Below are 22,531 nucleotides of genomic sequence, written 5' to 3' on the forward strand. Positions count from 1 at the left end.
TTCGAGATGAGTTCTGGCAAAGACTATCGCTAATCGCGCGCCATGACTAATGGGCGCTGTGTTGTCAGGAACCGCTCGGGTGCCTCAATCCAGATCTTCAGCCGAATGCCGCTCAGGCACCTGACTCGCCTCATCGCCCCACGTGCGATTGACCCGCTGGCCGCGAATCACCGCCGGACGTTGGGCAATGTCCTCGGCCCAGCGTTGTAGGTGGGTATATTCCTGCGCCGCGAGAAACTCGGCCGCCGAATACACGTTGTTGCGCACAAGTTGGCCGTACCACGGCCACACCGCGATGTCGGCGATGGTGTAGCTGTCGCCGGCCAGGTACGGACTTTCCGCCAGCCGTCGATTCAGTACGTCGAGCTGACGCTTGGCTTCCATGGTGAAGCGGTTGATCGGGTATTCGAGCTTCTCCGGCGCATAGGCGTAGAAATGGCCGAAGCCGCCGCCGAGGTAGGGCGCTGCGCCCATTTGCCAGAACAGCCAGTTGAGGGTTTCGGTGCGTCCAGCCGGGTCTTTGGGCAGGAAGGCGCCGAATTTTTCCGCGAGGTAGAGCAGGATCGCGCCGGATTCGAACACGCGGATCGGCGGTTCAACGCTGCGATCGAGCAGGGCGGGGATTTTCGAGTTCGGGTTGATCTCGACGAAACCGCTGGAGAACTGGTCGCCCTCGTTGATGCGGATCAGCCAGGCGTCGTACTCGGCAGCGGTGTACCCCAATGCCAGCAGCTCTTCGAGCAGGATGGTGACCTTGACGCCGTTCGGCGTGGCCAGGGAATACAGCTGCAATGGATGCTTGCCGACGGGCAGGGTTTTGTCGTGAGTCGGCCCGGCAGTCGGCCGATTGATACTGGCGAACTGGCCGCCGGACGGTGCGTCGTTTTTCCAGACTTTGGGCGGAACGTAAGGCGACTTGCTCATGAAACAGACCTCGTCGTAGATGAATGCACGAGGAGGAATATACCCAATCAAAGGTGATGCATGTAAAACCGGACTGCCTGCCACACTAATGTTGACCGTGCTGACGCCTTCGCGAGCAGGCTCGCTCCCACAAGGTTCTCAACCGCACACAAAACCTCGGTTACATCCCAAATCCCTGTAGGAGCCGAGCTTGCTCGCGAAAGCGGTGTATCAGGCGATGGAGATGTTGTCTGTGCCGACGCCTTCGCGAGCAAGCTTTGCTCCTACAGATATTCTGTCGAACCCAAAGGCCCGTGTACGCCCCAAATCAAATGTGGGAGCGAGCCTGCTCGCGAAAGCGCTGTGTCAGGCAATGAAGATGTTGACTGTGCTGACGCCTTCGCGGGCAAGCCCGGTTCCCACAGGGATCTCGGCCGCACTCAAAATTCCGATCACACCCCAAATTAAATGTGGGAGCGAGCCTGCCCGCGAAAGCAGTGTGTCAGGCAATGAAGATGTTGACTGTGCTGACGCCTTGGCGGGCAAGCCCGGCTCCCACAGGAATCTCGGCCGCACACAAAATCCCGATCACACCCCAAATTAAATGTGGGAGCGAGCCTGCCCGCGAAAGCAGTGTGTCAGGCAATGAAGATGTTGTCTGTGCCGACGCCTTCGCGGGCAAGCCCGGCTCCCACAGGTTTCTCGGCCGCACACAAAATCCCGATCACACCCCAAATCGAATCTGGGAGCGAGCCTGCTCGCGAAAGCGCTGTGTCAGGCAATGAAGATGTTGTCTGTGCCGCCGCCTTCGCGGGCAAGCCCGGCTCCCACAGGTTTCTCGGCCGCACACAAAATTCCGATCACACCCCAAATCAAATGTGGGAGCGAGCTTGCTCGCGAAAGCGGTGTGTCAGGTGATCAAGATGTTGACTGTGCTGACGCCTTCGCGAGCAGGCTCGCTCCCACAGGGTTCTCGGGCGTACACAAAATCTCGGTCACATCCCAAATCAAATGTGGGAGCGAGCTTGCTCGCGAAAGCAGTGTGTCAGGCAATGAAGATTTTGACTGTGCTGACGCCTTCGCGAGCAGGTTCGCTCCCACAGGGTTCTCGGGCGTACACAAAATCTCGGTCACATCCCAAATCAAATGTGGGAGCGAGCCTGCTCGCGAAAGCGGTGTGTCAGGCAATGAAGGTTTTGACTGTGCTGACGCCTTCGCGAGCAAGCCCGCTCCCACAAGGTTCTTGGCCGTACACAAATCCCCGGTCACACCCCAAATCAAATGTGGGAGCGAGCCTGCTCGCGAAAGCGGTGTGTCAGGCGATCAAGATGTTGACTGTGCTGACGCCTTCGCGAGCAGGCTCGCTCCCACAGGTTTCTCGGACGTACACAAAATCTCGGTCACACCCCAAATCAAATGTGGGAGCGGGCTTGCTCGCGAAAGCGGTGTGTCAGACACAGCTTCAATTAATGGCGGATATCGCCGCAGAAAATATCGACATTCCTATCAGTCGCGGCCGTGCGCACCACCACGTAATACTCACCGGCCAGCAACGTCGACAACGGCACCGGCGCGCTTCTTGAGAAGGCCCAACCACGCACCGGTTGGCGTTCGGTGTTGACCTTGTCGTTCATCGCATAAGCCACGGGCCCAGGCTGTGCGCAGCTGCCTTTGTTGACGAAGGTGTACAGGCGCAAGGGCATGGAAGCCCCGTTGGGCGCGCCGCTGATGAAGAAGCTGAAGCCAGTTTCCTTACCCCAGTCGGCGAGCGTGACGTTGCCGATCTGCCCGCTGTTCTGGCGAGTGGCGGTGAGCGTCACATTTGCGCCGGGGCTAGATGAAGAGGCGCAACCGAACAGGCTGGCGACTACCAACAGTGCGGTGAGTGAATGACTGAATTTCATGGCTGGCCTCCGTTAATGAAGAACTGCAACCACTCAGTTAAGCAGATCGTCGGGCGTCTGAAACCGTCGCATCAACCCGACCACCGTTTACCCTCTTCACGCGCGGCTCTTCGGCCGTTGATCCGCCATCTCGTACCACGACGCCTTAGACGTCAGCTCGACGTGCTTCTGGTTATCTGAGGAGAAGTGCGTATCCAGCGTGCCCAGCGCCACCGACACCCACTCGGCAAATTCACCCTGTGCCCGCGACCAGAACATCGACGAGCCGCAGTGCGAGCAGAACTGGCGCACCACCGATTCTGAAGACTGGTAGGACTTGAGGTCTTCACCGCCCTGCAACAATTCCAGGTTGCTGCGCATCACGCTGCCGTAGCTGGCAAATGCTGCGCCGTGGCTTTTGCGGCATTGGCTGCAATGGCAGTGTGAAAGAGCTTTGGGCCGTGAGCGGATCTGGTATTTGACCGCGCCACACAGGCAACTGCCGCGGAAGGTTTGGGGTGAAGGTGTGAGCATTATTGTTTTGGTTCTCCATGAAGGATGTACAGCGATCACCGAGGCGCGACTGTGCCTGATTCCGCGCGTTTGGGCGAGTTCGACTTGTATCAAAAATCCATCGGCCAGCGCTGCTTCAGGTGCTCGGTCAAATATTCGATAAACGCTCTGACTTTGGCCGTCATCGCCGCGCGCTCCTGCACGCAGGCGAAAATCTCCATGGGTTCGACAACTGCATGAGTTGCGTCGTCGCGTTGTGCAAACAACGGCAGCAGCTGGCCGTTTTGCAGATACGGAGCCGCGACGAACTCCGCCAGTCGGGTGATGCCGGCGCCGTGGATTGCCATTTGCGTCAGCGCGTCGATGTCGTCGCAGATCGCGGTCGCGTTGATATCGGCGTCATAACGCTGACCATCGCGGATAAAACTCCAGCGCAGAAAACGCCCGTCCAAGGGATAACGAAATGCCAGGCAAGCATGGTTTTGCAGATCATCAGGCGATTGCGGCCAACCGGCGCGCTGCAAATAGGCCGGCGCGGCGCACATGATGAAGGGCAACGAAACGATCTTGCGTGCGACGATGCCGTCCTCCAGTTGCGGCTTGATCCGCAAGCTCAGATCGATGCCGTCCTGGATGTGATTGATCTTGCCGTCGGTGGTCGACAATTCGATCAGCAGGCGCGGATGTTGCGCGGCAAAACCGGCAATCAGCGGCGCCAGCACATGCCGGCCGAACGCCGAGGTCGAGGCGATGCTCAAGCGACCTTGCAGTTCGCTGTCTTCGCGATTGATCGAACTTTGCGCGGACTCCAGATCCGCGGCAATGCGCTTGACCTTTTCGTAGTACACCGCGCCGTTTTCGGTGAGTGCCATGCGCCGGGTAGTGCGTTGCAACAGACGCACACCGAGGTGTGTTTCCAGGCGATTGATGGTCTGGCTGACCGCTGCGGCACTGACGCCCAAAGCCTTGGCGGCGCCGACGATAGAGCCGGATTCGACCACTTTGATAAAACTGGCAATCGCCGCTAACAGATTCATCGATGGCCTGCCGGAAGGGATTGATTCGTAAGTTCTGCTTTATAAAGCACCTGCATTTGGCCGTCTAGTTGAGGGGCCAGGGCTTTGCTAACGTGCCCGCTCCCTGTCAATGGATGGAAAGCCCTATGAATCAAAGAAGCAATGCAGAAGCCGTTTATGTCAGCCGCCGCAAGCTTTCGGCGCGAGCGACGCCGTATGTGTTTGCGTTGTACATGGCGACCATCATGGCTTTTCTGATGTCGCTGGTGATTACCGCCGCCAATTCAGGCATTGATAACGACTACCTGAATAATGCGCTGCACGCCTACAAGCTGGCGATGCCGGTGGCGTTTCTGTGCATCCTCGTGGTGCGGCCGATCGTGATCAAACTGGTTTCGATGACGGTGCATCCGCATCGTTGAACTCGAATACTGTGCCGGTCGCGATGGCGTCTTGTAGGAGCTGCCGCAGGCTGCGATCTTTTGACCTTTTCAACGGCAGATCAAAAGATCGCAGCCTCGTTTCACTCGACAGCTCCTACAGGTTTATTTGGCCCACAACCTTTCTAACTGAATACATGCAAAACCCAATGTGGGAGCTAGCCTGCTGGCGATCGCGGTGTGTCAGTCAACAGATCAGTAATCTGATGCTCCCTCTTCGCGAGCAAGCCCGCTCCCACTTTGGAATGCATTGCAAATGTGGGAGCGGGCTTGCTCGCGAATGGCCTCACAGTCAGTTGAGTGATGAGTTCTGGACACCGACTTTCAGAAAAACTCATCAAGCAACTGATAAAAGGCAATCCGCCGCTGATCCGGCTGCACGCCGTAAACCTCGAAAAACACCGGCACCCACGCCTCGCCGAGGTTGTGCGTGATGCTATGCGCAGCTAAAGCCAAATCCTGATAACGATCCGCGACTCCCAATCGGCCGCAGTCGACAAAACCGCTGAACTGACCGTTGTCAGCGAGGAAGTTGGGCAGGCACGCATCGCCGTGAGTCACCACCTGATCTTCGTGATCCGGGCGATCCGCAAGCATCTGTTGGAAGACATCTTCAGCAGATCGACCAAGGCGTGAATCGTCGAAATCCTCTTCATCGATCAACCCGGCATTCACGTGCTCACGAGCCAGTTTTATTTTCGGGTCGAGGCTGTGATCGAACGGGCAGGTATCGATTGCAACCTCATGCAGTTCACGCAAAGCGTTGGCGACAAGTGTGACGATCTGCTGCGGCGCAAGGTGCGGGCTGCTGGCCAGATCGCGCCCGGGCACTGCGGTCATCAATAGCCAGTTTTTATCTGCTTCGATGGCGGTTTCAAGCACGTGCGGCGCGGCCAGGTTCTGGCTTGCCATCCAGCGCAGCCGCGCGACCTCGCCGGGCAGTTCGCCCCACTGCATGACGTCCTCGGACTTCACAAACAGCGGTGCTGAATTCGCAGACGCTATGCGCCAAACGTCGGCACGGGATTCGCCGATGGTTTGTTGTTCGACGGTGGCCTCGGCAAAGCGCCGCTGCCAGTTACGGAGTAAGTCCATTGCATTCATCCCTGAGATCAAAAACGCAGACGCGCATTGTGCCGCCCCGGCGGTTTTGATCGCAAACACGAAACTGTGTCCCGTTAATCAATCGAAACTTCGCCGTCCGCTCGACTGTCCAGACCCTTACACCGGCGAAAAGACGAGGATCGAGATGACAACGACAGTAGGCGATTTTTTGGTTGAGCGGCTCAGCCAATGGGGCGTCACGCGGATTTTTGGTTATCCGGGCGACGGCATCAACGGCGTGTTCGGCGCGCTCGATCGAGCTAAAGGCAAGATTGAATTTGTACAGGCGCGGCACGAGGAAATGGCCGCGTTCATGGCCTCGGCCCACGCGAAATTCACTGGCGAGCTGGGCGTGTGCATTGCCACGTCCGGCCCCGGGGCTTCGCATTTGATCACCGGGCTTTACGACGCGCGGATGGATCACATGCCGGTGCTGGCCATCGTTGGGCAGCAGGCGCGCACGGCGTTGGGCAGTCACTATCAGCAAGAGGTGGATCTGGTGTCGATGTTCAAGGACGTCGCCGGCGCGTTTGTGCAGCAGGCATCGGCGCCTTCGCAGGTGCGGCATTTGCTCGACCGGGCGGTGCGTACGGCGGTTGGCGAACGTCGGGTGACCGCGCTGATCCTGCCCAATGATTTGCAGGATCTCGAATATCAGGCGCCGTCCCGCGCGCACGGCACCGCGCATTCCGGCGTCGGTTACACCAAGCCGAAAGTGCTGCCCTATGACGAAGATTTGCAGCGTGCGGCAGACGTTTTGAACGCAGGCGAAAAAGTCGCGATTCTGGTCGGTGCCGGCGCATTGCAGGCGACGGATGAAGTGATTGCCATCGCCGAAAAACTTGGCGCCGGCGTGGCCAAGGCGCTGCTTGGCAAAGCGGTGCTTCCGGATGATTTGCCGTGGGTGACCGGCAGCATCGGCCTGCTTGGTACCGAGCCGAGTTACAAGCTGATGACCGAGTGCGACACCTTGCTGATGATCGGTTCGGGTTTTCCGTATTCGGAGTTTCTGCCCAAAGAGGGGCAGGCGCGTGGTGTGCAGATTGATCTGCAGCCCGACATGCTCAGCCTGCGTTACCCGATGGAGGTCAATCTGGTCGGCGACGCGGCGGAAACCCTCGCGGCGTTGCTGCCGTTGCTCGAACAGAAAAACTCGGGTAAGTGGCGCAAGAAAGTTGAAGGCTGGCGCGGTAGCTGGGAGAAAACTCTGGAAAAACGCGCGATGGCCAAGGCCAAGCCGATCAATCCGCAGCGAGTGGTCTATGAGCTGTCACCGCGAGTTCCGGATGAAGCGATCATCACCAGCGACTCCGGTTCGTGCGCCAATTGGTTCGCCCGTGACTTGAAAATTCGTCGCGGCATGATGTGTTCGTTGTCCGGTGGGCTGGCCTCGATGGGCGCTGCTGTGCCTTATGCAATCGCCGCTAAATTCGCCTATCCCGAACGCTCGGTGATTGCGCTGGTGGGCGATGGCGCGATGCAGATGAACAACATGGCCGAGCTGATCACCGTCGCCAAATACTGGCGGCAGTGGAAGAGCCCGAAATGGATCTGCGCGGTCTTCAACAACGAAGATCTCAACCAGGTGACGTGGGAACAGCGAGTGATGGAGGGCGATCCGAAGTTCGAGGCGTCGCAGAACATTCCCGATGTGCCGTATCACTTGTTCGCCATTTCCATCGGCCTGAAAGGGATTTTCGTTGACCGCGAAGAGGACGTAGCAGGCGCATGGGAACAGGCTTTGGCTTCCGATGTGCCGGTGCTGGTCGAGTTCAAAACCGACCCGAACGTGGCGCCGCTACCGCCGCACATCAAGCTTGAACAAGCGAAGAAATTCGCCACGACGTTGCTCAAGGGCGATGCGGACGAGGCGGGGATTCTGGTGCAAACCGCCAAGCAGGTTTTGAGCTCAGTTCTCCCTAGCAAAAAATAACGTCCCCCTGTAGGAGCTGCCGAAGGCTGCGATCTTTTGACGTTGTTTGTAAGATCAAAAGATCGCAGCCTGCGGCAACTCCTACATGGGAGTGGAGTTTCGGAGGTGCTGTTTGATTTTCATTGGGTGTGCCGGCTGGAGTCTCGGGCGTGAACATTGGCCGGCATTTGCGGAGGAGGGCACGCATTTGCAACGCTATGCGGCGCGGCTCAACTGCGTGGAAATCAACAGCTCGTTTTACCGCCCACATCGCCGCTCAACCTATGAACGTTGGGCGGATTCGGTGCCGGAGGGGTTTCGCTTTTCAGTAAAGGTGCCCAAACAGATTAGTCATGAACGCCGGCTCATGGACTGCGACGAAGAACTCGATGAGTTCCTGGCGCAGTGCAGCGGTTTGGCTGATCGATTGGGCTGTTTGTTGCTGCAATTGCCGCCGTCACTGGCATTTGATGCGGTCAGTGCCGAAGCGTTTTTCAATGCGTTGCGCCAGCGCTTCGACGGCGACGTGGTGCTGGAGCCGCGTCATGAGTCATGGGTGGCTGCCGAATCATTGTTGATCGCTTACCGGATCGCTCAGGCTGTGGTCGATCCGTCGCGCATCAGCAGTGATTCTTCCGCGGTTGGCTGGCACGGAACGCGTTATTGGCGGCTGCACGGTTCACCGCGCATTTACCACAGTGCTTACGATGACTCCTATTTGGAGAGCCTCGCCAACGTATTGCAGGCCGCCGATGCGCATGGCGCGACGACCTGGTGCATTTTCGACAACACCGCCAGCGGGGCCGCGCCAGGCAACGCGTTGGCACTGACGGCGCCGTCTAACGGCTAATCTCAGACCGCGAGATGCTCATACAAAATCGTCGCACCGACGATCATCAGCACCACACCGCCAACGATTTCAGCACGTTTGCCAACCATAGAGCCCAACACCCGGCCGAGCATCACGCCGATGGTCACCATGGTCATGGTCGCCAGACCGATCGCCGCCGCAGCCACCCAGATATTCACGTCGACAAACGCCAGGCCAACGCCCACGGCAAGGGCGTCGATGCTGGTGGCAAACGCGGTGACGGCGAGAATCAGGAAGGAATGCGAACCCGGTTTTTCTTCTTCCTCTTCTTCATGCTTCAGACCGTTGTAGATCATGTGCAGGCCGAGCACCACGAGCAGGGTGAAGGCGATCCAGTGATCCCATTCGGCAACCCATTGGCTCGCGGCTTGGCCGATCAGCCAGCCGATAATGGGGGTGATGGCTTCGATCACGCCGAAGATCAGACCGGTACGCAGGGCTTCCGTGAGGCGAGGTTTGTGCAGGCTGGAGCCTTTGCCGATGGCGGCTGCAAACGCATCCGTGGACATGGCCAGCGCGAGGAAAATGAGGGAAACAGGATTCACGGAGATACTTCCAGTCGGGCTATGAGTCAACGACACAACCACACGCCCGACTTTAGGCATGGATGTGTCGTCGGTCTCACCAACCAAAAGGTGTTCGCACCACGGCATGTTGCCGAGAATGTTGATACGAACGCTTCCGCAGTGCACGGAAACAGGCTACTCCCCAACGAGGTGCGGGATCATAGGCGGGGGAGTATGAAAATTTCGTTAAAAGGCCAGCTCAAGCGGGTATTTGCATTTGACAGCGAACTCTGTGGCGAGGGGATTTATCCCCGTTGGGTCGCGCAGCGGCCCCTCTTTAAAAGCTGGGAGCGCTGCGCACTCCAACGGGGATAAATCCCCTCGCCACAAGGTTATCTGTCAAGCAGCAAACCTTAGTTGCCATCCGCCACTTTGCGTTCAATCTCATCGACCTTGCGCTGCAGCGTCTCGGCATCCTGCTCTTTCACCCGGGTAGACGAAGGCGTAATCACCTCATCCACACCTTTGGTGTCGTCATCGTGGTCTTCAAGATCACGCTCGACCACGTTCACCGGTTTGCCGGATGTGTCGGTAGGTGGGGCATTCGGGGTTTTGTCGTCGTTGCTGTTCATGGTGGTGACCTCCAGTGGTGTAAACATTGGAGGCGGTGGTTTGGCAGGCGTTCAGAAACTTTGCGCTCATGCATTAGCCCAAGAGGGATCAATCGCTGTCTGGATGACCCAACCCATGCGCAACAAAACTCTACTTTCAACCGTGTTCGGCTTGTCTGCCCTGATCATCGGCCATGCTGCTTACGGCGCCAGTTTCGACTGCGACCGGGCCAAAGCTGCCGATGAAAAAGCGGTGTGCGCCAACCGCGCGCTCAACGACATGGACGTGAGCATGGCGCTGCTCTACAAACTGGATCGCCGGTTTCTGCCGATGGGTGGCCGTGGTGCCTTGATTGACGAGCAACAGGCGTGGCTGAAAACCCGTGGCAAATGCGCCGCTGATGTGAAATGCCTCACCGACGTTTATCAGCAGCGAATTCAAGCATTGCAGCAGATCATCGACACCCGCGTGGTCACCCAGGGCCCGTTCTGACACCGCAACACTCCTGTAGGAGCTGCCGCAGGCTGCGATCTTTTGACCTTAAAAAACACAATCAAAAGATCGCAGCCTGCGGCAGCTCCTACAAGGGGGCGGGTCAGTCTTTGAGAATGTCGCGATCCTTGGTTTCCGGCAGGAAGAACGTACCCAGTATCGCCGTCATCACCGCAATCACGATCGGGTACCACAAGCCGTAGTAGATATCCCCGGTGGCCGCGACCATCGCGAACGCCACCGTTGGCAGGAACCCGCCGAACCAGCCGTTACCGATGTGATACGGCAGCGACATCGAGGTGTAGCGAATGCGCGTCGGAAACAGCTCCACCAGCCACGCCGCAATCGGCCCATACACCATGGTCACGTAGATCACCAAAATGGCCAGCAACAGCAGCACCATCGGGTAATTGGTTTTTGCCGGGTCGGCTTTCTCTGGATAACCGGCTTCTTTCAGCGCAGTGCCCAGTGTCGCGGTGAAGGCATCATTGCGGGTTTTGAAGTCGGCGGCGGGCAGGGCGCTGCCGTCGAAACTCTCGACGACTTTGTCGCCAATACGCACTTGCGCCACGGTGCCGGGTTCGGCGGTGACGTTCTCATACGGAATCGCCCGTTTCGCCAACAGCGTCTTGGCCAGGTCACAGGAACTGGTGAATTTGGCCTTGCCCACCGGATCGAACTGGAACGAACACTGTTCGGGGTTGGCGATCACCTTGACCGGGTTTTTCTCCTGAGCGATGAACACATCAGGATTGCCGTACTGGGTCAGCGCATGAAAGATCGGAAAGTAGGTCAGCGCCGCCAGAATGCAGCCGACCATGATGATCGGCTTGCGCCCGATGCGGTCGGACAGGCTGCCGAAAATCACGAAGAATGGCGTACCGATCAACAGTGATCCGGCGATCAGCAAGTTGGCGGTTTGCGGGTCGATCTTCAGCGTTTGCAACAGGAAAAACAGCGCATAGAACTGCCCGGTGTACCAAACCACCGCTTGCCCGGCCGTGCCGCCGAGCAACGACATGATCACCACTTTGAGGTTGTCCCAACGGGCGAATGATTCAGTTAGCGGCGCTTTCGACGCTTTGCCTTCGTCCTTCATTTTCTGGAACACCGGCGACTCGCTCAGTTGCAGGCGGATGTACACCGAGACGATCAGCAGGAGGATCGACAGCAGAAACGGAATCCGCCAGCCCCACTCTTCAAACGCTTCAGTGCCCAGCGCGGTGCGGCAGGCGAGTATCACCAGCAGCGACAGAAACAGGCCGAGGGTCGCGGTTGTTTGAATCCACGAGGTAAAGAAGCCGCGTCTATTACGTGGCGCGTGTTCGGCCACGTAAGTCGCCGCGCCGCCGTATTCACCGCCCAGTGCCAGGCCTTGCAGCAGTCGAAGGGTAATCAGAATCACCGGTGCAGCGACGCCAATGGTCGCGTAACCGGGCAGCAAACCGACAATCGCAGTCGAGACGCCCATGATGACGATGGTGATCAGAAACGTATGTTTGCGCCCGATCATGTCGCCGAGCCGGCCGAACACAATCGCGCCGAACGGCCGCACCGCAAAGCCTGCCGCAAACGCCAGCAGGGCAAAGATGAACGCGGTGGTTTCGTTGACGCCGGCAAAGAAGTGCTTGGCGATGATTGCCGCCAGCGAACCGTAGAGGTAAAAGTCGTACCACTCGAAAACGGTGCCCAGCGAGGAGGCGAAGATGACTTTGCGCTCCTCCTTGGTGATGCCGCCGCTGCGCGGTGGACTGCCGGTGGATGTTGTGTAAGTCGTGGCCATGGGTGTTCTCCGTCGTGCTTATTGTTGTAGGCCGGAGTCCCCCAATACCGCTTATCTCACCCTGGCCTTGTGGCAGATGCCTGAAGCGCTGATGCGTAAAGCGTGCACAGTTTGCCGTCGGGCAGTTGTGCACGCTTTCCTGAAGCATAATCAGCTTCTGGCAGATATCCACTCGCCAGCATCGGCACTTACGCCTTGACCCAACGCTGTCGGCTCCACGCACTCAACCAGTCCACCATGAACACCAGCACCAGCATCGCCAGAATCACCGTGCTGGCCTGCGCTTCCTGAAACAGGCTGAGGCTCACGTAGAGCATCTGGCCGAGACCGCCAGCACCGACAAAACCCAGCACACTGGCCATGCGAATGTTGTTTTCCCAGCGATAGAGGATGTAGGCGAGCAGTTGCGGCGCCAGATTGGGCAGGGTGCCGTAGCAGAAGGCGAGAATCGGGTTGCCGCCCTGCAAACGGATCGCCTCGGCGGGTTGCGGCGGCGTGTTTTCCAGCGCTTCGGCGAACAACCGGCCGAGTACTCCCGTGGTGTGTAAGGCGAGGGCGAGGGCGCCGGCATTCGGGCCAAGGCCGGCAGCGAGCACCATCAGCGCCGCCCAGACCAGTTCCGGAATCGCCCGCAAGGCATTCAGCAGCAGGCGCGCAACACTTTGCAGCGGCCAGCCGAAACGTCCCGCCGCCGGCAGCGCCAGAACAATGCCAACAACTGCCGCCAATAGCGTGCCGACAGCGGACATGGCCAGGGTTTCCATGGAGCCGTGGAAGATCGCTTTCAGGTAACCCGCGCTCAAATCCGGGCTGAGAAAACGCTGCACGTAAGCGCCCATCTGCTTCAGGCTGGTGGCGCTGCCCAGTTCACCGAGATCCAGACCCAGGTAGGCGAAGGACGCAATCACTGCAACCCCGATAGCGGCGATCAGCAGCAGATTGATCAGGCGATTCATGCCAGCCTCCAGCGCAGCAAGCGGCTGAGTTGATCGGCGGCCAGCACCAGCAGCAGGAACGTCAGCAACATGCTGGCGACTTCACCGCCAGCGAACATGCGGATCGACAGATCGATTTGCTGACCCAGGCCACCCGCACCGACGAAACCCATCACCACAGAAGCTCGGATCGCGCATTCCCAGCGATACACGGTGTACGAGAGCAATTCCGCGCCGACATTGGGCAGCGTGCCGTAAGCGAATGCCGCCAGTCGGCCGCTGCCAGCCTGCAACAACGCATGCGCCGGGCGTTGGTCGGTGGATTCGAAAATCTCCGCGTAGACCTTGCCGAGCATGCCGCTGTAGGTAATGGCAATCGCCAGCACGCCCGCTGCCGGGCCGAGGCCGACCGCACGCACGAACAGCAGTGCCCAGACAATTTCCGGCACGCTGCGCAGGAAAATCAGCAGCCCGCGAACCGGCCAGCGCAGCAAACGTCCCAAACGACTCGGCACGCCACCGCGAGAGGCGGCGGACAGTGACAGGGCGCGACTGGCAATCAAACCGGCAGGTACCGCCAGCAGCAACGCCAAAGCCATGCCGGCAGTGGCAATGGCCAGGGTTTGCAGAGTGGCTTTAAGCAGGATTTGCAGAAAGGCTTCGTCGTGCGCTGGCGGCCAGAATTGCGCGACAAACTGGCCCATTTCATTTTGGCTGTCGGGCAAAAGCACACTCAGATCCAGTTCGCTGAGTTGAATCCCCGGCCACAACAAAGCAATGGTCAGCAACGTCAGTAGCAGCCGTGGCCATGCAGCGGGATCGCGTGAATCGGCTTTCAGCATCGTGGAATCTGCACAGTCAAAGGCACGGCCACAGCGGTCGGCGATTGCAGCTTTTCGTTGGCGTACAGCGCGTCGAGCATGTCCGGGCTGACTTGATCGGACGGGCTGTCGAACAGAATCTGCCCTTCGCGCAAACCGATGATCCGTGGGAAGTGCGACAACGCCAGATCGACCGCATGCAGGCTCGCGATCAGTGTGACGTTGTGCTCACGGGCATGGCGCGAAAGGATCGACAAGGTATGCCCGGCCATCACCGGATCCATCGCCGACACCGGTTCATCGGCCAGCAAAATCTCCGGCGCTTGATACAGCACACGAGCAATGCCGACGCGCTGTAACTGGCCGCCAGACAATTGCTGGCAGTGGGCAAACAGTTTGTCGCCCAGATCCAGTCGCGCCAATGCCGCACGCGCACCGGCCACATCCAGTGGATGCAGCAGGTTCAAGAGACTTTTGCCCAGACTCCACTGGCCGAGTTTGCCGGCCAGTACCGCCGTGACCACGCGCTGACGCGGCGGCAGCGGCGGTGCCTGATGCACCAGGCCGATACGTGCACGCAGGCGTTGACGCAGGCGGGCAGACAAGTGCCAGGCGCGCTCGCCAAGTACTTCGATTTCACCGCTGCTGGGCCGCAACGCGGTGGCCAGCAGATTAAGCAGACTCGACTTGCCAGCCCCTGACGGGCCGATGATCGCAACCTGTTCGCCAACGCCAATCTGCAAATCGATACCGCGCAGGGCATCGACGCCATTGGCGTGGCGCAGGCTGCCCTGTTTGAGGCTTAAGGTCATTTCAGCAGTTCGGCGGCGCGGGCGGCTTCCTCGATGCCCTTGTAGTTCTCGGGCTTGGTGTCGATGAAGCGGCTGGCGGCTTGCAGATCCAGAATTTTCTTCTGCTCAGGGTTGGCCGGGTCGAGATCAAGGAAGGCTTTTTTGATCTTCGCCGCGAGTGCTGGATCAAGGGTGCCGCGCACGGTCCAGTTGTAATCAAAGTAGGTCGGGGTGGTGGCGAAGACTTTCACCTTGTTGGTGTCGACCTTGCCGGCGTCTACCAGTTTTTGCCAGACGCTGGCGTTCAGCACACCGGCGTCAACCTTGCCGGCCTGCACCCAGGCCACGGTGGCGTCGTGAGCGCCGGAGTAGGCAACGCGGCTGAAATACGCTTCCGGCTTGATGCCGTCGTTTTTCAGCATGAAGTAACGCGGCATCAGGCTGCCGGAGGTCGATGACACCGAACCGAAGGCGAAGGTCTTGCCTTTCAGGTCAGCGAGGCTGTGCACGTTAGGGTCAGCGGTGATGAATTTACTGGTGAACTGCGCATCCTGTTCACGCTGCACCAACGGGATCACCGGCGTGGTGGCGTCGGTCTTCAAACGTGCCTGAACGAAGGTGAAACCGCCCAGCCAGGCCATATCGAGGCGATCGGTAGCGAGTGCTTCAACCACGGCCGGGTAATCGGCCACCGGCACAAACTGTACTTTCATGCCAATTTGCTGCTCCAGATAAGCCCCCAGCGGTTCGAACTTGCGCAGCAGTTCGGTCGGCGCTTCATCGGGAATCGCGCTGACGCGCAAAACGTCTGCGGCTTGAGCCATCAACGTAGAAAGGGACAGGGCCAGGCCGGCGGTCAATGCCAGAGTTCGTTTGAGCATGGAAATCTCCGTTTCATGAGCGGCAAAAAGATGTGAAGAGCTGAAAGAGGGCGCTACGTGAGGGTAGACGAATCGGCGAGGTTATACGTACTCACGCGTGCAAAGGCCAGTGCTATCGGGGGTGACGCGTTCAGAAACGTTCGTCGAGGATCGCAGGCAAGGTCAGTTCGCTGACGTAGCTGGCCGGAGACAAACTAAGGATCATGCGCACCACCTCGACGACATCGTGTACGGGAATCAAATGTCCCTCACCACGCTGCGCCGCGAAGCAGATTGGTGTGCTCAGGGGGGGCTCGGTATTCAGATAGCCGAGATTGAGGCAAGTCACCGCCAGACCTTTGCTCGCACCCACCATCAAAATATTCATCGATCGTTTCCCTGATCCAGTTGCTGATTCCGTACAGCATGCAAACAGACGACCTCGGAAATGGCAAACGGTTGGGTGTGTCGGAATATTTATGGACAATGAACGCTACCTCCTGTGGCGAGGGGATTTATCCCCGATGGAGTGCGCAGCGCTCCCAGCTTTTAAAAGAGGGGCCGCTGCGCGCCCCATCGGGATAAATTCCCTCACCACAGGTTTGTTTATTACTCACCCCCGAGAAACTGTTACCGCACTATTCCGGGCTGTGACAAAGGCAAGGTCTCTGCCTATCCTCCATGACATTCCCAACGTGGCAGCGACGGTTTCCTGCTTCGCTCCCCTCAGCAAAAGTCTTGTTCATGGATCTACTGTTACCCAGATCGCTCAATGCCCCAATGTTGATATCCACGCAGTGGGTGGCGGAATGAAGCTTTCCAGACCGCTGCCAATCGACCTGCGCGGGCTGATACTGCTGTTTGTCCTGCTATCGGTCGTGGCGACGCTGTGCAACAGCCTCTATGTCGCCTATCGCGTACAGCGCGACGCGTTGATTCACGCGACGCTGGAAGCCAATGGCGCCTACGCGGCGAAAGTAGCTTCGAGCATCGGCGAGTTTCTCGGCGCCGCGCACAATCATTTGAGTTACAGCGCGACGGTGCTGGGCGATCACTGGGATGAGCCTGGGGCATTGCGCAGAGAAGCCATGCGCTTGCAGGCGCAGGACACCGATTTCAACTCGGTGACGATTCTCGATGCGAACGGGCAAGTGCTTCAGGCATATCCGGACAGCTTGCAGATCGTCGGTGCCACGCTGCAATCGCAGGGTATCCAGCAAGCCCTCAAAGAGCGACGACCTTTGGTCAGCGAGGTGTACGTTTCCTCGGCAGGCAATCTGGTGGTGTTTGTTTCGCAGCCGGTCTTCAGTGCGTCAGGTACGTTTCTTGGTGTGGTTGGCGGCTCTGTCTACTTGCTCGAACAGAGTGCGTTTCACACCGTTATCAGTCGTCACTTTCATCACGGTGGCACGTTCGCCTTCGTCGCCGACAGTAATCGGCGCCTGCTGTATCACCCCGACTCGAAGCGGATCGGCGAAGTGTTGGGCTGGAGTCTGACGGTCGATGCCGCGCTGCGTGGTGAGAGTGGAACCTTGCAAGGCGATAACTATAAAGGTGTGCCCATGCTCGCCGGCTATGCCCGGGTGCCGGACGCTAATTGGGCGGTGGTGGTTCAGCAACCTCGGGAGCGCAGCCTTGCGCCGTTGGGGCAACTGATGCGCGATATGGTCGTGGGGATGATTCCTGCGGGGCTGATCGGGCTGGCGCTGATCCTCGCCGGGACAGCGTTGATTGCTCGACCGCTACGGCAGTTGTCTGCGGCCGCCGACCAGTTGGCCGCGCCTGACACCACGGAGCGCTTGAACCGGGTGCATGCCTGGTACCGCGACGCCGCTGCAATCCGTCAGGCGATGCTGGCCGGGGTGCAATTGCTCCATCAGAAACTCGGTCAGCTCAGTCATGAAGCGCAAAGTGATCCCCTCACAGGCCTGGCCAATCGTCGCGCCATGGACGCTGCGCTGAACCTGCTGGATCAGTCCGGGCAGGGGTATTCCGTGCTGGCGCTGGATATCGATCATTTCAAACGCGTCAACGACACCTTTGGACATGACGCCGGCGACGTGGCCCTGCGAAGCGTTGCCGACATCCTCAAACAGAACTCGCGCTCGGGTGACTGGGCGTGCCGCTCCGGTGGTGAGGAGTTCGCACTGATTCTTCCGGATACCCCGCTGGAGACCGCGCGGATGATTGCCGAAAGAATCCGCGCGCACCTCGAAGAAACCGAGGTGCCGCAGGTGGGCAAGTTGACGATGTCCATCGGTGTGGCGTGCCGCGATGCAGACACTGCGACATCCCCAAGCGTGTTGAAACTCGCAGATGAACGCCTTTACGCCGCCAAGCAGAGCGGACGCAACAAAGTTGTATGAAAGGCCGAAAATCGCTTACGGCAGTTTGGCAATCACCTTGATCTCGAAATCAAAGCCATACAGCCACGTCACACCCACTGCGGTGACCGTCGGATGCGGCGCATCGCCCCAGAATTCGGTGAGCACAACATTCCAGATCGTCTCGAATTTGCTGTGCGGATCGACGATGAAGATCGTCACGTCGACCACGTCCTCGAACGTGCTACCGGCCTCAGTAAGAATGGCGTTGAGGTTGTTGAACGCCTGCCGAACCTGGTTCTGCAAATCCGGCTCCGGCGTACCGTCGTCGGTGCTGCCGACTTGCCCCGAGACAAATAGAAAACCGTTGGAGCGAATCGCTGGCGAGTAGCGATTGCGCTCATAAAGGGTACGGCGTGCGGCCGGAAAAACGACATCGCGCTGAGTCATGGGGGGGCTCCATCGGTGAGTTCATGAAGCCACTGTAGGTATTTGCAGGCGGGCGATAAACGCGCAAGCTTGGCGTTCACTGTTTGTGAATCCCAAACAATCGAGGCGCGAACCTTGGATCGATTTGACGCAATGCAGGCGTTCGCCCGGGTGGTCGAGGCGGGGAGCTTCACCAAAGCCGCCGAAACCTTGCACATGAGCAAGACCACCGTGACGCAACTGGTGCAGCAACTCGAAGCCCGGCTGCGGGTGAAGTTGCTCAATCGCACCACACGCAAGGTCAATATCACCGCCGATGGCGCGGCGTATTACGAGCGAGTCGTCAGGCTGTTGGCGGATATGGATGACGCTGAGAGTAATCTGCCTGGCGCAGCGGTGGTGCCCTCAGGCCGCTTGCGCGTCGACGTCCCGAGCCCATTCGCCCGGCACATTCTGATGCCTGCGCTGCCCGACTTTCATCGGCAATATCCTGACATTCAAATCCACATGGGCGTCAGCGACAGGATCGTCGACATCATTGATGAAAACGTGGATTGCGTGGTGCGTGGCGGCGAGTTGCTCGATCAGTCGTTGATGGCGCGCAAGGTTGCCGATCTGCAGTTGGGCGTGTTTGCGGCACCGGCCTATCTTGCCCGCGAGGGTGTCCCCGAACACCCGCGCGATCTGGAGGATTCCCATCATCGCGTAGTTGGTTTTCTGTGGGCGCGTACCGGCAAACCGGTGCCGTATGCCTTGCACAACGCCAGTGAAAAGCTACAAATCAAGGGTCGGCATGTGCTGGCGGTCGATGACGGCAATGCCTATCTGGCTGCCGGTCTCGCCGGAATGGGCGTGTTGTGGTTGCCGACTTACATGTCCGATGCCCACGTCGCTAAAGGTGAGCTCGTACGCCTGTTCGAAGACTGGCAGCTCGAACCCATGCCCCTCTATATCGCTTATCCGCCGAACCGGCATATCAGTCTCAAGTTGCGCGTGTTCATCGACTGGGTGGTGAATTTAATGGCCTGAAACACTTGGTGCGGTATTTGCAGGTGAGGCTGTCAATGTCGTCAAAAAACCAACGCAACCGGCGAATCGACAGTGTGCAGTGATGAGATGCACGGCTTTCGAATCATGGAGCAACACCCAAATGAACATGTATATCGATATCGTCGGCGCCTGCAATTTGAGCTGCCCTTCATGCCCGATGGGCAACTCGGAAAATCTCAATTTCAAAAAAGCCATGCAGCTCGACATGTTCAAACAAATTGTCGAGAAGGCCAAGGGCGAGGGTGTTCGCACGATTTTTCTCTACAACTGGACTGAGCCTTTGGTTCATCCAAAAATTGGCGAGTTTATTGAGGTCATCAACGCTGCCGGCATGGAAAGTGGCATCAGTACCAATTTGAATCTTGCCAAGAACATGGAGAAAGCCTTGGCGGCCGAGCCAGGTTACTTCCGTATATCGCTGTCAGGCTTCTACCAGGACACCTACAAAAAGGGTCATGTAGGCGGCGATATCGAAGTGGTGAAACAGAACATGATTGCTCTGTCTGAGATTAAGCAGCGACTGGGTTTAAACACTCGTATCGACGTTTACTATCATCGCTATCTGGATAACATCGAAGAAGAATCACTGATGCGCGAGTTCAGTGAAGCCCTGGGTTTTGATTTCTCGACGGGTTATTCGGTGATGATGCCGCTGGAGAAGACGCTGGCTATCGTCGAGCGCGATCCTTCCGTCACGGCAACCGATTATGAAACCCTGGAACGCCTTGCGTTGCCGCCGTACGACGATCTGATCAACGTTGTCCAGCACTATCCCAAGCAAGCTTGCACGCTCAAAGATGATTGGCTGGTGATCGATTGCAATGGCAATACCGTGCTGTGCTGCACGATTTTCAATCAGACCGAATATCAGGTCGGCAAGTACCTCGACATGCCCCTTGCTGAGCTCATGGGGCGCAAGTCGACGCAGAAAAATTGCGTCGATATGTGCAATCGCTGTGCGAAAAAAGGCCTGCACGTCTACTCGATGTACCCCAATCAGGGTGTGCTGGAGCGGCACGCAGTCAATCGCATCATTGATTTCGAAAGTCGCAACAGCCAAGGGCTTGCCGTGGATAGCCGGCAACTGGGGCGCTCCGGCGAAGTCAGCGCCGAAAACTTTGATGAAGCTCAGTATCTTCAATTGAACGAAGATGTCCGGGTCGCGGTTTCCAATGGTGGCTTTGCCAGCGGCTATCAGCACTACGTGCTGTGTGGTCGGCTTGAGGGACGTTTAGGCGCTGGCGTTTTTTCCGTCATTTGAGTCAATGCTCAGATTGGCGGATAACCACGCGATAAAGCTTTTCGCCATGGGATCATTTTCACTGTCGCGGTGGGTCAGCAACGCCCAGTTCGGCCCACGAATGCTGTCTTCCACCAGCGGTTGCAACACGCCGTCAGCCCGCGCCTGACGGCTGAGCAACTGGCTCACCAGTGCGATGCCAAGCCCCGAACATGCGGCGTCCAGCAGCAATCCCGGATCGGAGAAATTCAGGCCCTGATCCTGCTGGCCGACATCGATTCCGGCCTCGACCGCCCAATGGCTCCAATCCATTTCCCGCTCGCCATGCAACGTCGTGCGCCGTGCCGCCGGCAGAGCCAAAACACTCGGGTGACATGCCGGATAGAGGCTATCGGCGTGCAGCACTTTGAAGCTGCATTCAGCCTGTGAACTGATGTCGTCGCGCACCGCCAGATCGATGGTTTGCGTGGCCATGTCCGGCACTTCGTCGGTGCTGTAGATCCACAGATCAACCTCAGGGTGCAGCGCGCGGAAATCCGCCAGTCGGGGCAACAACCAGTGCCGGGCAAACGCCGGCGTGGTGTTGAGCACCAATTGATTGGGCTTTTGATACTGGCCCAAACGGCGAATCCCCACCGCCAATTGCTGCAGCATGGCCTGGGTGGTGCTGAGCAAATCGTGGCCGGCATCGGTCAGCGCCACGCTGCGTCCGCTGCGAAAAAACAGCGGCTGCTCCAGATACGCCTCAAGGCTGCGGATCTGCTGGCTGATCGCCGACTGCGTCAGGCTCAGCTCTTCAGCGGCCTTGTGAAAACTGCCCAGTCGAGCGGCCGCTTCGAAGCCGCGCAGGGAGCTGAGCGGCGGCCAGTGTTTAAGCATATTGATAAGCTCCGCTAATCAGTTGTCTGCTAAATCCATCGTTTGTTTGCCGATTTTACGGCCCGTAGCATAAGCGCATTGAACACAGCGGCTTAACTAACGAGGCTTATCATGCAGCACAACGACAATAAAAACAGCGCCTGGATGATGCCGGCAGAGTGGGTGACTCATGCCGCGACGTGGATGGTCTGGCCGCACAACCAGACGTTGTGGGAATCCAGTTGGCGCGTGACGCTGGCGCAGGTGCAGGAAGATTTCGCTCGCGTCGCCAATGCCATCGCCCGGTTTGAGCCGGTGAAACTGGTGGTCGATCCATCGGCCATTGCCAGCGCCAAAGCCTTGTGCGGGCCGAACATCGAGTTGATCCCGTTGGCGGTGAATGACAGTTGGTGCCGCGACTCTGGCCCGACGTTTGTCTGCCACCCGCAGCAAGGCCTGGCTGGCGTGAGCTGGCGCTTCAACGCCTGGGGCGGCAAGTCGGCGCACGATCTGGACGAAAGCCTGGCGCGCCGCGCGCTCAATCACCTCGGTCTGGAATGCTTCGGTACGCCGCTGAGCAACGAGGGCGGGGCGATTCATGTCGATGGCGAAGGCACGCTGATCACCACCGAATCGGTGCTGCTCAACCCCAATCGCAACCCGGGCATGAGCAAAGCCGAGATGGAAGAGATCTTCAGCCGCCTGCTCGGCGTGAAGAAAACCATCTGGCTGCCGGGCGATCCGGATTATGTCACCGGCGACATGACCGATGGCCACGTTGACGGCGTCTGCGCTTTTGCCCGTCCCGGTGTGTTGCTGGTCGATGCGACGCACGATCAATCGTCGGTGTACGCCGAAGTGGCGCGGGAAAACCGTCGAGCGCTGGAGCTGGCCACCGATGCGCAAGGACGCAAATTCGCGCTGATCGAACTGTTCGAAGCCACCGACGCGGTCGACACCGAAGCGGAAGTGTTCTGCGCCTCTTACACCAATTTCTACATCGCCAACGGCGCGATCATCATGCCGGCCTATGGCATCGACGCGGACAACGTCGCAGCGAAAGTGCTGGAAAAAGCCTTCCCCGGTCGTGAAGTGGTGCCGGTGCAGATCAACCATTTGGCGCACGGCGGCGGCGGTGTGCATTGCATCACCCAGCAGCAGCCTGCCTGGCCGATGAAGGGTTGAAAT

Annotated in this window: 23 protein-coding genes, 1 pseudogene and 1 riboswitch; of the genes and pseudogenes, 9 read left to right on the top strand and 15 right to left on the bottom strand. The window is 58.5% G+C overall.

Going from position 1 to position 22,531, the window contains the following annotated elements:
- Window positions 1-84 precede the first annotated feature (84 nt).
- Window positions 85-924, bottom strand: a complete 840-nt coding sequence (yghU, locus tag ACZZ0D_RS09045) for a glutathione-dependent disulfide-bond oxidoreductase (protein ID WP_463552988.1) — start codon at window positions 922-924, stop codon at window positions 85-87.
- A gap of 190 nt (window positions 925-1,114) precedes the next feature.
- On the opposite strand from yghU, the gene ACZZ0D_RS09050 reads away from it, so the two are divergent.
- Window positions 1,115-1,507 carry a hypothetical protein gene (locus ACZZ0D_RS09050; protein WP_463552989.1) on the top strand — a complete coding sequence of 131 codons (393 nt, stop codon included), beginning with the start codon at window positions 1,115-1,117 and terminating at the stop codon, window positions 1,505-1,507.
- An 862-nt stretch (window positions 1,508-2,369) separates the two neighbouring features.
- On the opposite strand, the gene ACZZ0D_RS09055 is transcribed toward ACZZ0D_RS09050, so the two are convergent.
- The 3 genes from ACZZ0D_RS09055 to ACZZ0D_RS09065 form a co-directional block, all read right to left on the bottom strand.
- Window positions 2,370-2,807, bottom strand: coding sequence for a hypothetical protein (locus ACZZ0D_RS09055; protein ID WP_463552990.1), 438 nt, complete (start codon window positions 2,805-2,807; stop codon window positions 2,370-2,372).
- Window positions 2,808-2,903: 96 nt separating this feature from the next.
- The gene (locus ACZZ0D_RS09060; protein WP_463552991.1) at window positions 2,904-3,320 is read right to left on the bottom strand and encodes a GFA family protein; all 417 of its coding nucleotides are present in this window, start codon (window positions 3,318-3,320) and stop codon (window positions 2,904-2,906) included.
- Window positions 3,321-3,409: 89 nt separating this feature from the next.
- Window positions 3,410-4,336: a LysR family transcriptional regulator gene (locus tag ACZZ0D_RS09065; RefSeq protein WP_463552992.1), complete on the bottom strand. Its 927-nt coding sequence runs from the start codon at window positions 4,334-4,336 to the stop codon at window positions 3,410-3,412.
- 125 nt (window positions 4,337-4,461) lie between these two features.
- Here ACZZ0D_RS09065 and ACZZ0D_RS09070 point away from each other — a divergent pair, with 125 nt between their 5' ends.
- Window positions 4,462-4,737, top strand: a complete 276-nt coding sequence (locus ACZZ0D_RS09070) for a DUF2798 domain-containing protein (RefSeq protein ID WP_463552993.1) — start codon at window positions 4,462-4,464, stop codon at window positions 4,735-4,737.
- 342 nt (window positions 4,738-5,079) lie between these two features.
- Here ACZZ0D_RS09070 and ACZZ0D_RS09075 read toward each other — a convergent pair whose 3' ends face one another.
- Complete coding sequence (locus tag ACZZ0D_RS09075; protein ID WP_463552994.1) at window positions 5,080-5,850, bottom strand: APH(3')-II family aminoglycoside O-phosphotransferase; 771 nt, start codon at window positions 5,848-5,850, stop codon at window positions 5,080-5,082.
- Between the two features lie 154 nt (window positions 5,851-6,004).
- Here ACZZ0D_RS09075 and ACZZ0D_RS09080 point away from each other — a divergent pair, with 154 nt between their 5' ends.
- Window positions 6,005-7,792, top strand: coding sequence for a thiamine pyrophosphate-requiring protein (locus ACZZ0D_RS09080; protein ID WP_463552995.1), 1,788 nt, complete (start codon window positions 6,005-6,007; stop codon window positions 7,790-7,792).
- Between the two features lie 85 nt (window positions 7,793-7,877).
- Entirely contained in the window at window positions 7,878-8,621 is a 744-nt protein-coding gene (locus ACZZ0D_RS09085) for a DUF72 domain-containing protein (RefSeq protein WP_463552996.1), read from the top strand.
- 2 nt (window positions 8,622-8,623) lie between these two features.
- Here ACZZ0D_RS09085 and mntP read toward each other — a convergent pair whose 3' ends face one another.
- Together mntP and ACZZ0D_RS09095 are read right to left on the bottom strand one after the other, a co-directional pair.
- Entirely contained in the window at window positions 8,624-9,187 is a 564-nt protein-coding gene (gene mntP, locus ACZZ0D_RS09090) for a manganese efflux pump MntP (RefSeq protein WP_053120748.1), read from the bottom strand.
- Window positions 9,188-9,193: 6 nt separating this feature from the next.
- Window positions 9,194-9,364: riboswitch (yybP-ykoY riboswitch) on the bottom strand.
- Window positions 9,365-9,561: 197 nt separating this feature from the next.
- Window positions 9,562-9,780 (bottom strand): hypothetical protein, encoded by a 219-nt coding sequence (locus ACZZ0D_RS09095; protein ID WP_159812095.1) that lies wholly within the window; start codon window positions 9,778-9,780, stop codon window positions 9,562-9,564.
- A gap of 115 nt (window positions 9,781-9,895) precedes the next feature.
- Between ACZZ0D_RS09095 and ACZZ0D_RS09100 the strand changes: the two genes are divergently transcribed.
- Complete coding sequence (locus tag ACZZ0D_RS09100) at window positions 9,896-10,252, top strand: lysozyme inhibitor LprI family protein (protein ID WP_463552997.1); 357 nt, start codon at window positions 9,896-9,898, stop codon at window positions 10,250-10,252.
- Window positions 10,253-10,355: 103 nt separating this feature from the next.
- Here the strand turns inward: ACZZ0D_RS09100 and ACZZ0D_RS09105 are convergent, their stop codons facing one another.
- The 6 genes and pseudogenes from ACZZ0D_RS09105 to ACZZ0D_RS09130 form a co-directional block, all read right to left on the bottom strand.
- The gene (locus tag ACZZ0D_RS09105) at window positions 10,356-12,035 is read right to left on the bottom strand and encodes an MFS transporter (RefSeq protein WP_463552998.1); all 1,680 of its coding nucleotides are present in this window, start codon (window positions 12,033-12,035) and stop codon (window positions 10,356-10,358) included.
- A gap of 188 nt (window positions 12,036-12,223) precedes the next feature.
- Window positions 12,224-12,991, bottom strand: coding sequence for a phosphonate ABC transporter, permease protein PhnE (phnE, locus tag ACZZ0D_RS09110; protein WP_212550664.1), 768 nt, complete (start codon window positions 12,989-12,991; stop codon window positions 12,224-12,226).
- Window positions 12,988-13,812 (bottom strand): PhnE/PtxC family ABC transporter permease, encoded by an 825-nt coding sequence (locus ACZZ0D_RS09115; protein WP_463552999.1) that lies wholly within the window; start codon window positions 13,810-13,812, stop codon window positions 12,988-12,990. Before ACZZ0D_RS09115 ends, phnE begins: the two co-directional genes overlap by 4 nt.
- Complete coding sequence (locus ACZZ0D_RS09120; protein WP_053120729.1) at window positions 13,806-14,603, bottom strand: phosphonate ABC transporter ATP-binding protein; 798 nt, start codon at window positions 14,601-14,603, stop codon at window positions 13,806-13,808. The genes ACZZ0D_RS09115 and ACZZ0D_RS09120 overlap by 7 nt, the downstream gene beginning before the upstream one ends.
- Window positions 14,600-15,463: a putative selenate ABC transporter substrate-binding protein gene (locus ACZZ0D_RS09125; protein WP_053120727.1), complete on the bottom strand. Its 864-nt coding sequence runs from the start codon at window positions 15,461-15,463 to the stop codon at window positions 14,600-14,602. Before ACZZ0D_RS09125 ends, ACZZ0D_RS09120 begins: the two co-directional genes overlap by 4 nt.
- Before the next feature lie 130 nt (window positions 15,464-15,593).
- Window positions 15,594-15,797: pseudogene (locus ACZZ0D_RS09130) on the bottom strand (SDR family NAD(P)-dependent oxidoreductase); the annotation flags it as partial.
- Between the two features lie 454 nt (window positions 15,798-16,251).
- On the opposite strand from ACZZ0D_RS09130, the gene ACZZ0D_RS09135 reads away from it, so the two are divergent.
- Window positions 16,252-17,808: a sensor domain-containing diguanylate cyclase gene (locus ACZZ0D_RS09135; RefSeq protein ID WP_463553000.1), complete on the top strand. Its 1,557-nt coding sequence runs from the start codon at window positions 16,252-16,254 to the stop codon at window positions 17,806-17,808.
- Window positions 17,809-17,823: 15 nt separating this feature from the next.
- On the opposite strand, the gene ACZZ0D_RS09140 is transcribed toward ACZZ0D_RS09135, so the two are convergent.
- Entirely contained in the window at window positions 17,824-18,216 is a 393-nt protein-coding gene (locus ACZZ0D_RS09140) for a RidA family protein (RefSeq protein ID WP_463553001.1), read from the bottom strand.
- 114 nt (window positions 18,217-18,330) lie between these two features.
- Between ACZZ0D_RS09140 and ACZZ0D_RS09145 the strand changes: the two genes are divergently transcribed.
- Window positions 18,331-19,224, top strand: a complete 894-nt coding sequence (locus tag ACZZ0D_RS09145; RefSeq protein WP_463553002.1) for a LysR family transcriptional regulator — start codon at window positions 18,331-18,333, stop codon at window positions 19,222-19,224.
- Window positions 19,225-19,345: 121 nt separating this feature from the next.
- Window positions 19,346-20,506, top strand: coding sequence for a radical SAM/SPASM domain-containing protein (locus ACZZ0D_RS09150; RefSeq protein ID WP_463553003.1), 1,161 nt, complete (start codon window positions 19,346-19,348; stop codon window positions 20,504-20,506).
- Here the strand turns inward: ACZZ0D_RS09150 and ACZZ0D_RS09155 are convergent.
- Complete coding sequence (locus ACZZ0D_RS09155) at window positions 20,477-21,364, bottom strand: LysR substrate-binding domain-containing protein (RefSeq protein ID WP_463553004.1); 888 nt, start codon at window positions 21,362-21,364, stop codon at window positions 20,477-20,479. The two genes, ACZZ0D_RS09150 and ACZZ0D_RS09155, sit on opposite strands and share 30 nt — an antisense overlap.
- Before the next feature lie 111 nt (window positions 21,365-21,475).
- Between ACZZ0D_RS09155 and ACZZ0D_RS09160 the strand changes: the two genes are divergently transcribed.
- Window positions 21,476-22,528 carry an agmatine deiminase family protein gene (locus ACZZ0D_RS09160; protein ID WP_463553005.1) on the top strand — a complete coding sequence of 351 codons (1,053 nt, stop codon included), beginning with the start codon at window positions 21,476-21,478 and terminating at the stop codon, window positions 22,526-22,528.
- Window positions 22,529-22,531 lie beyond the last annotated feature (3 nt).

Source organism: Pseudomonas sp. AC193 (assembly GCF_979258075.1).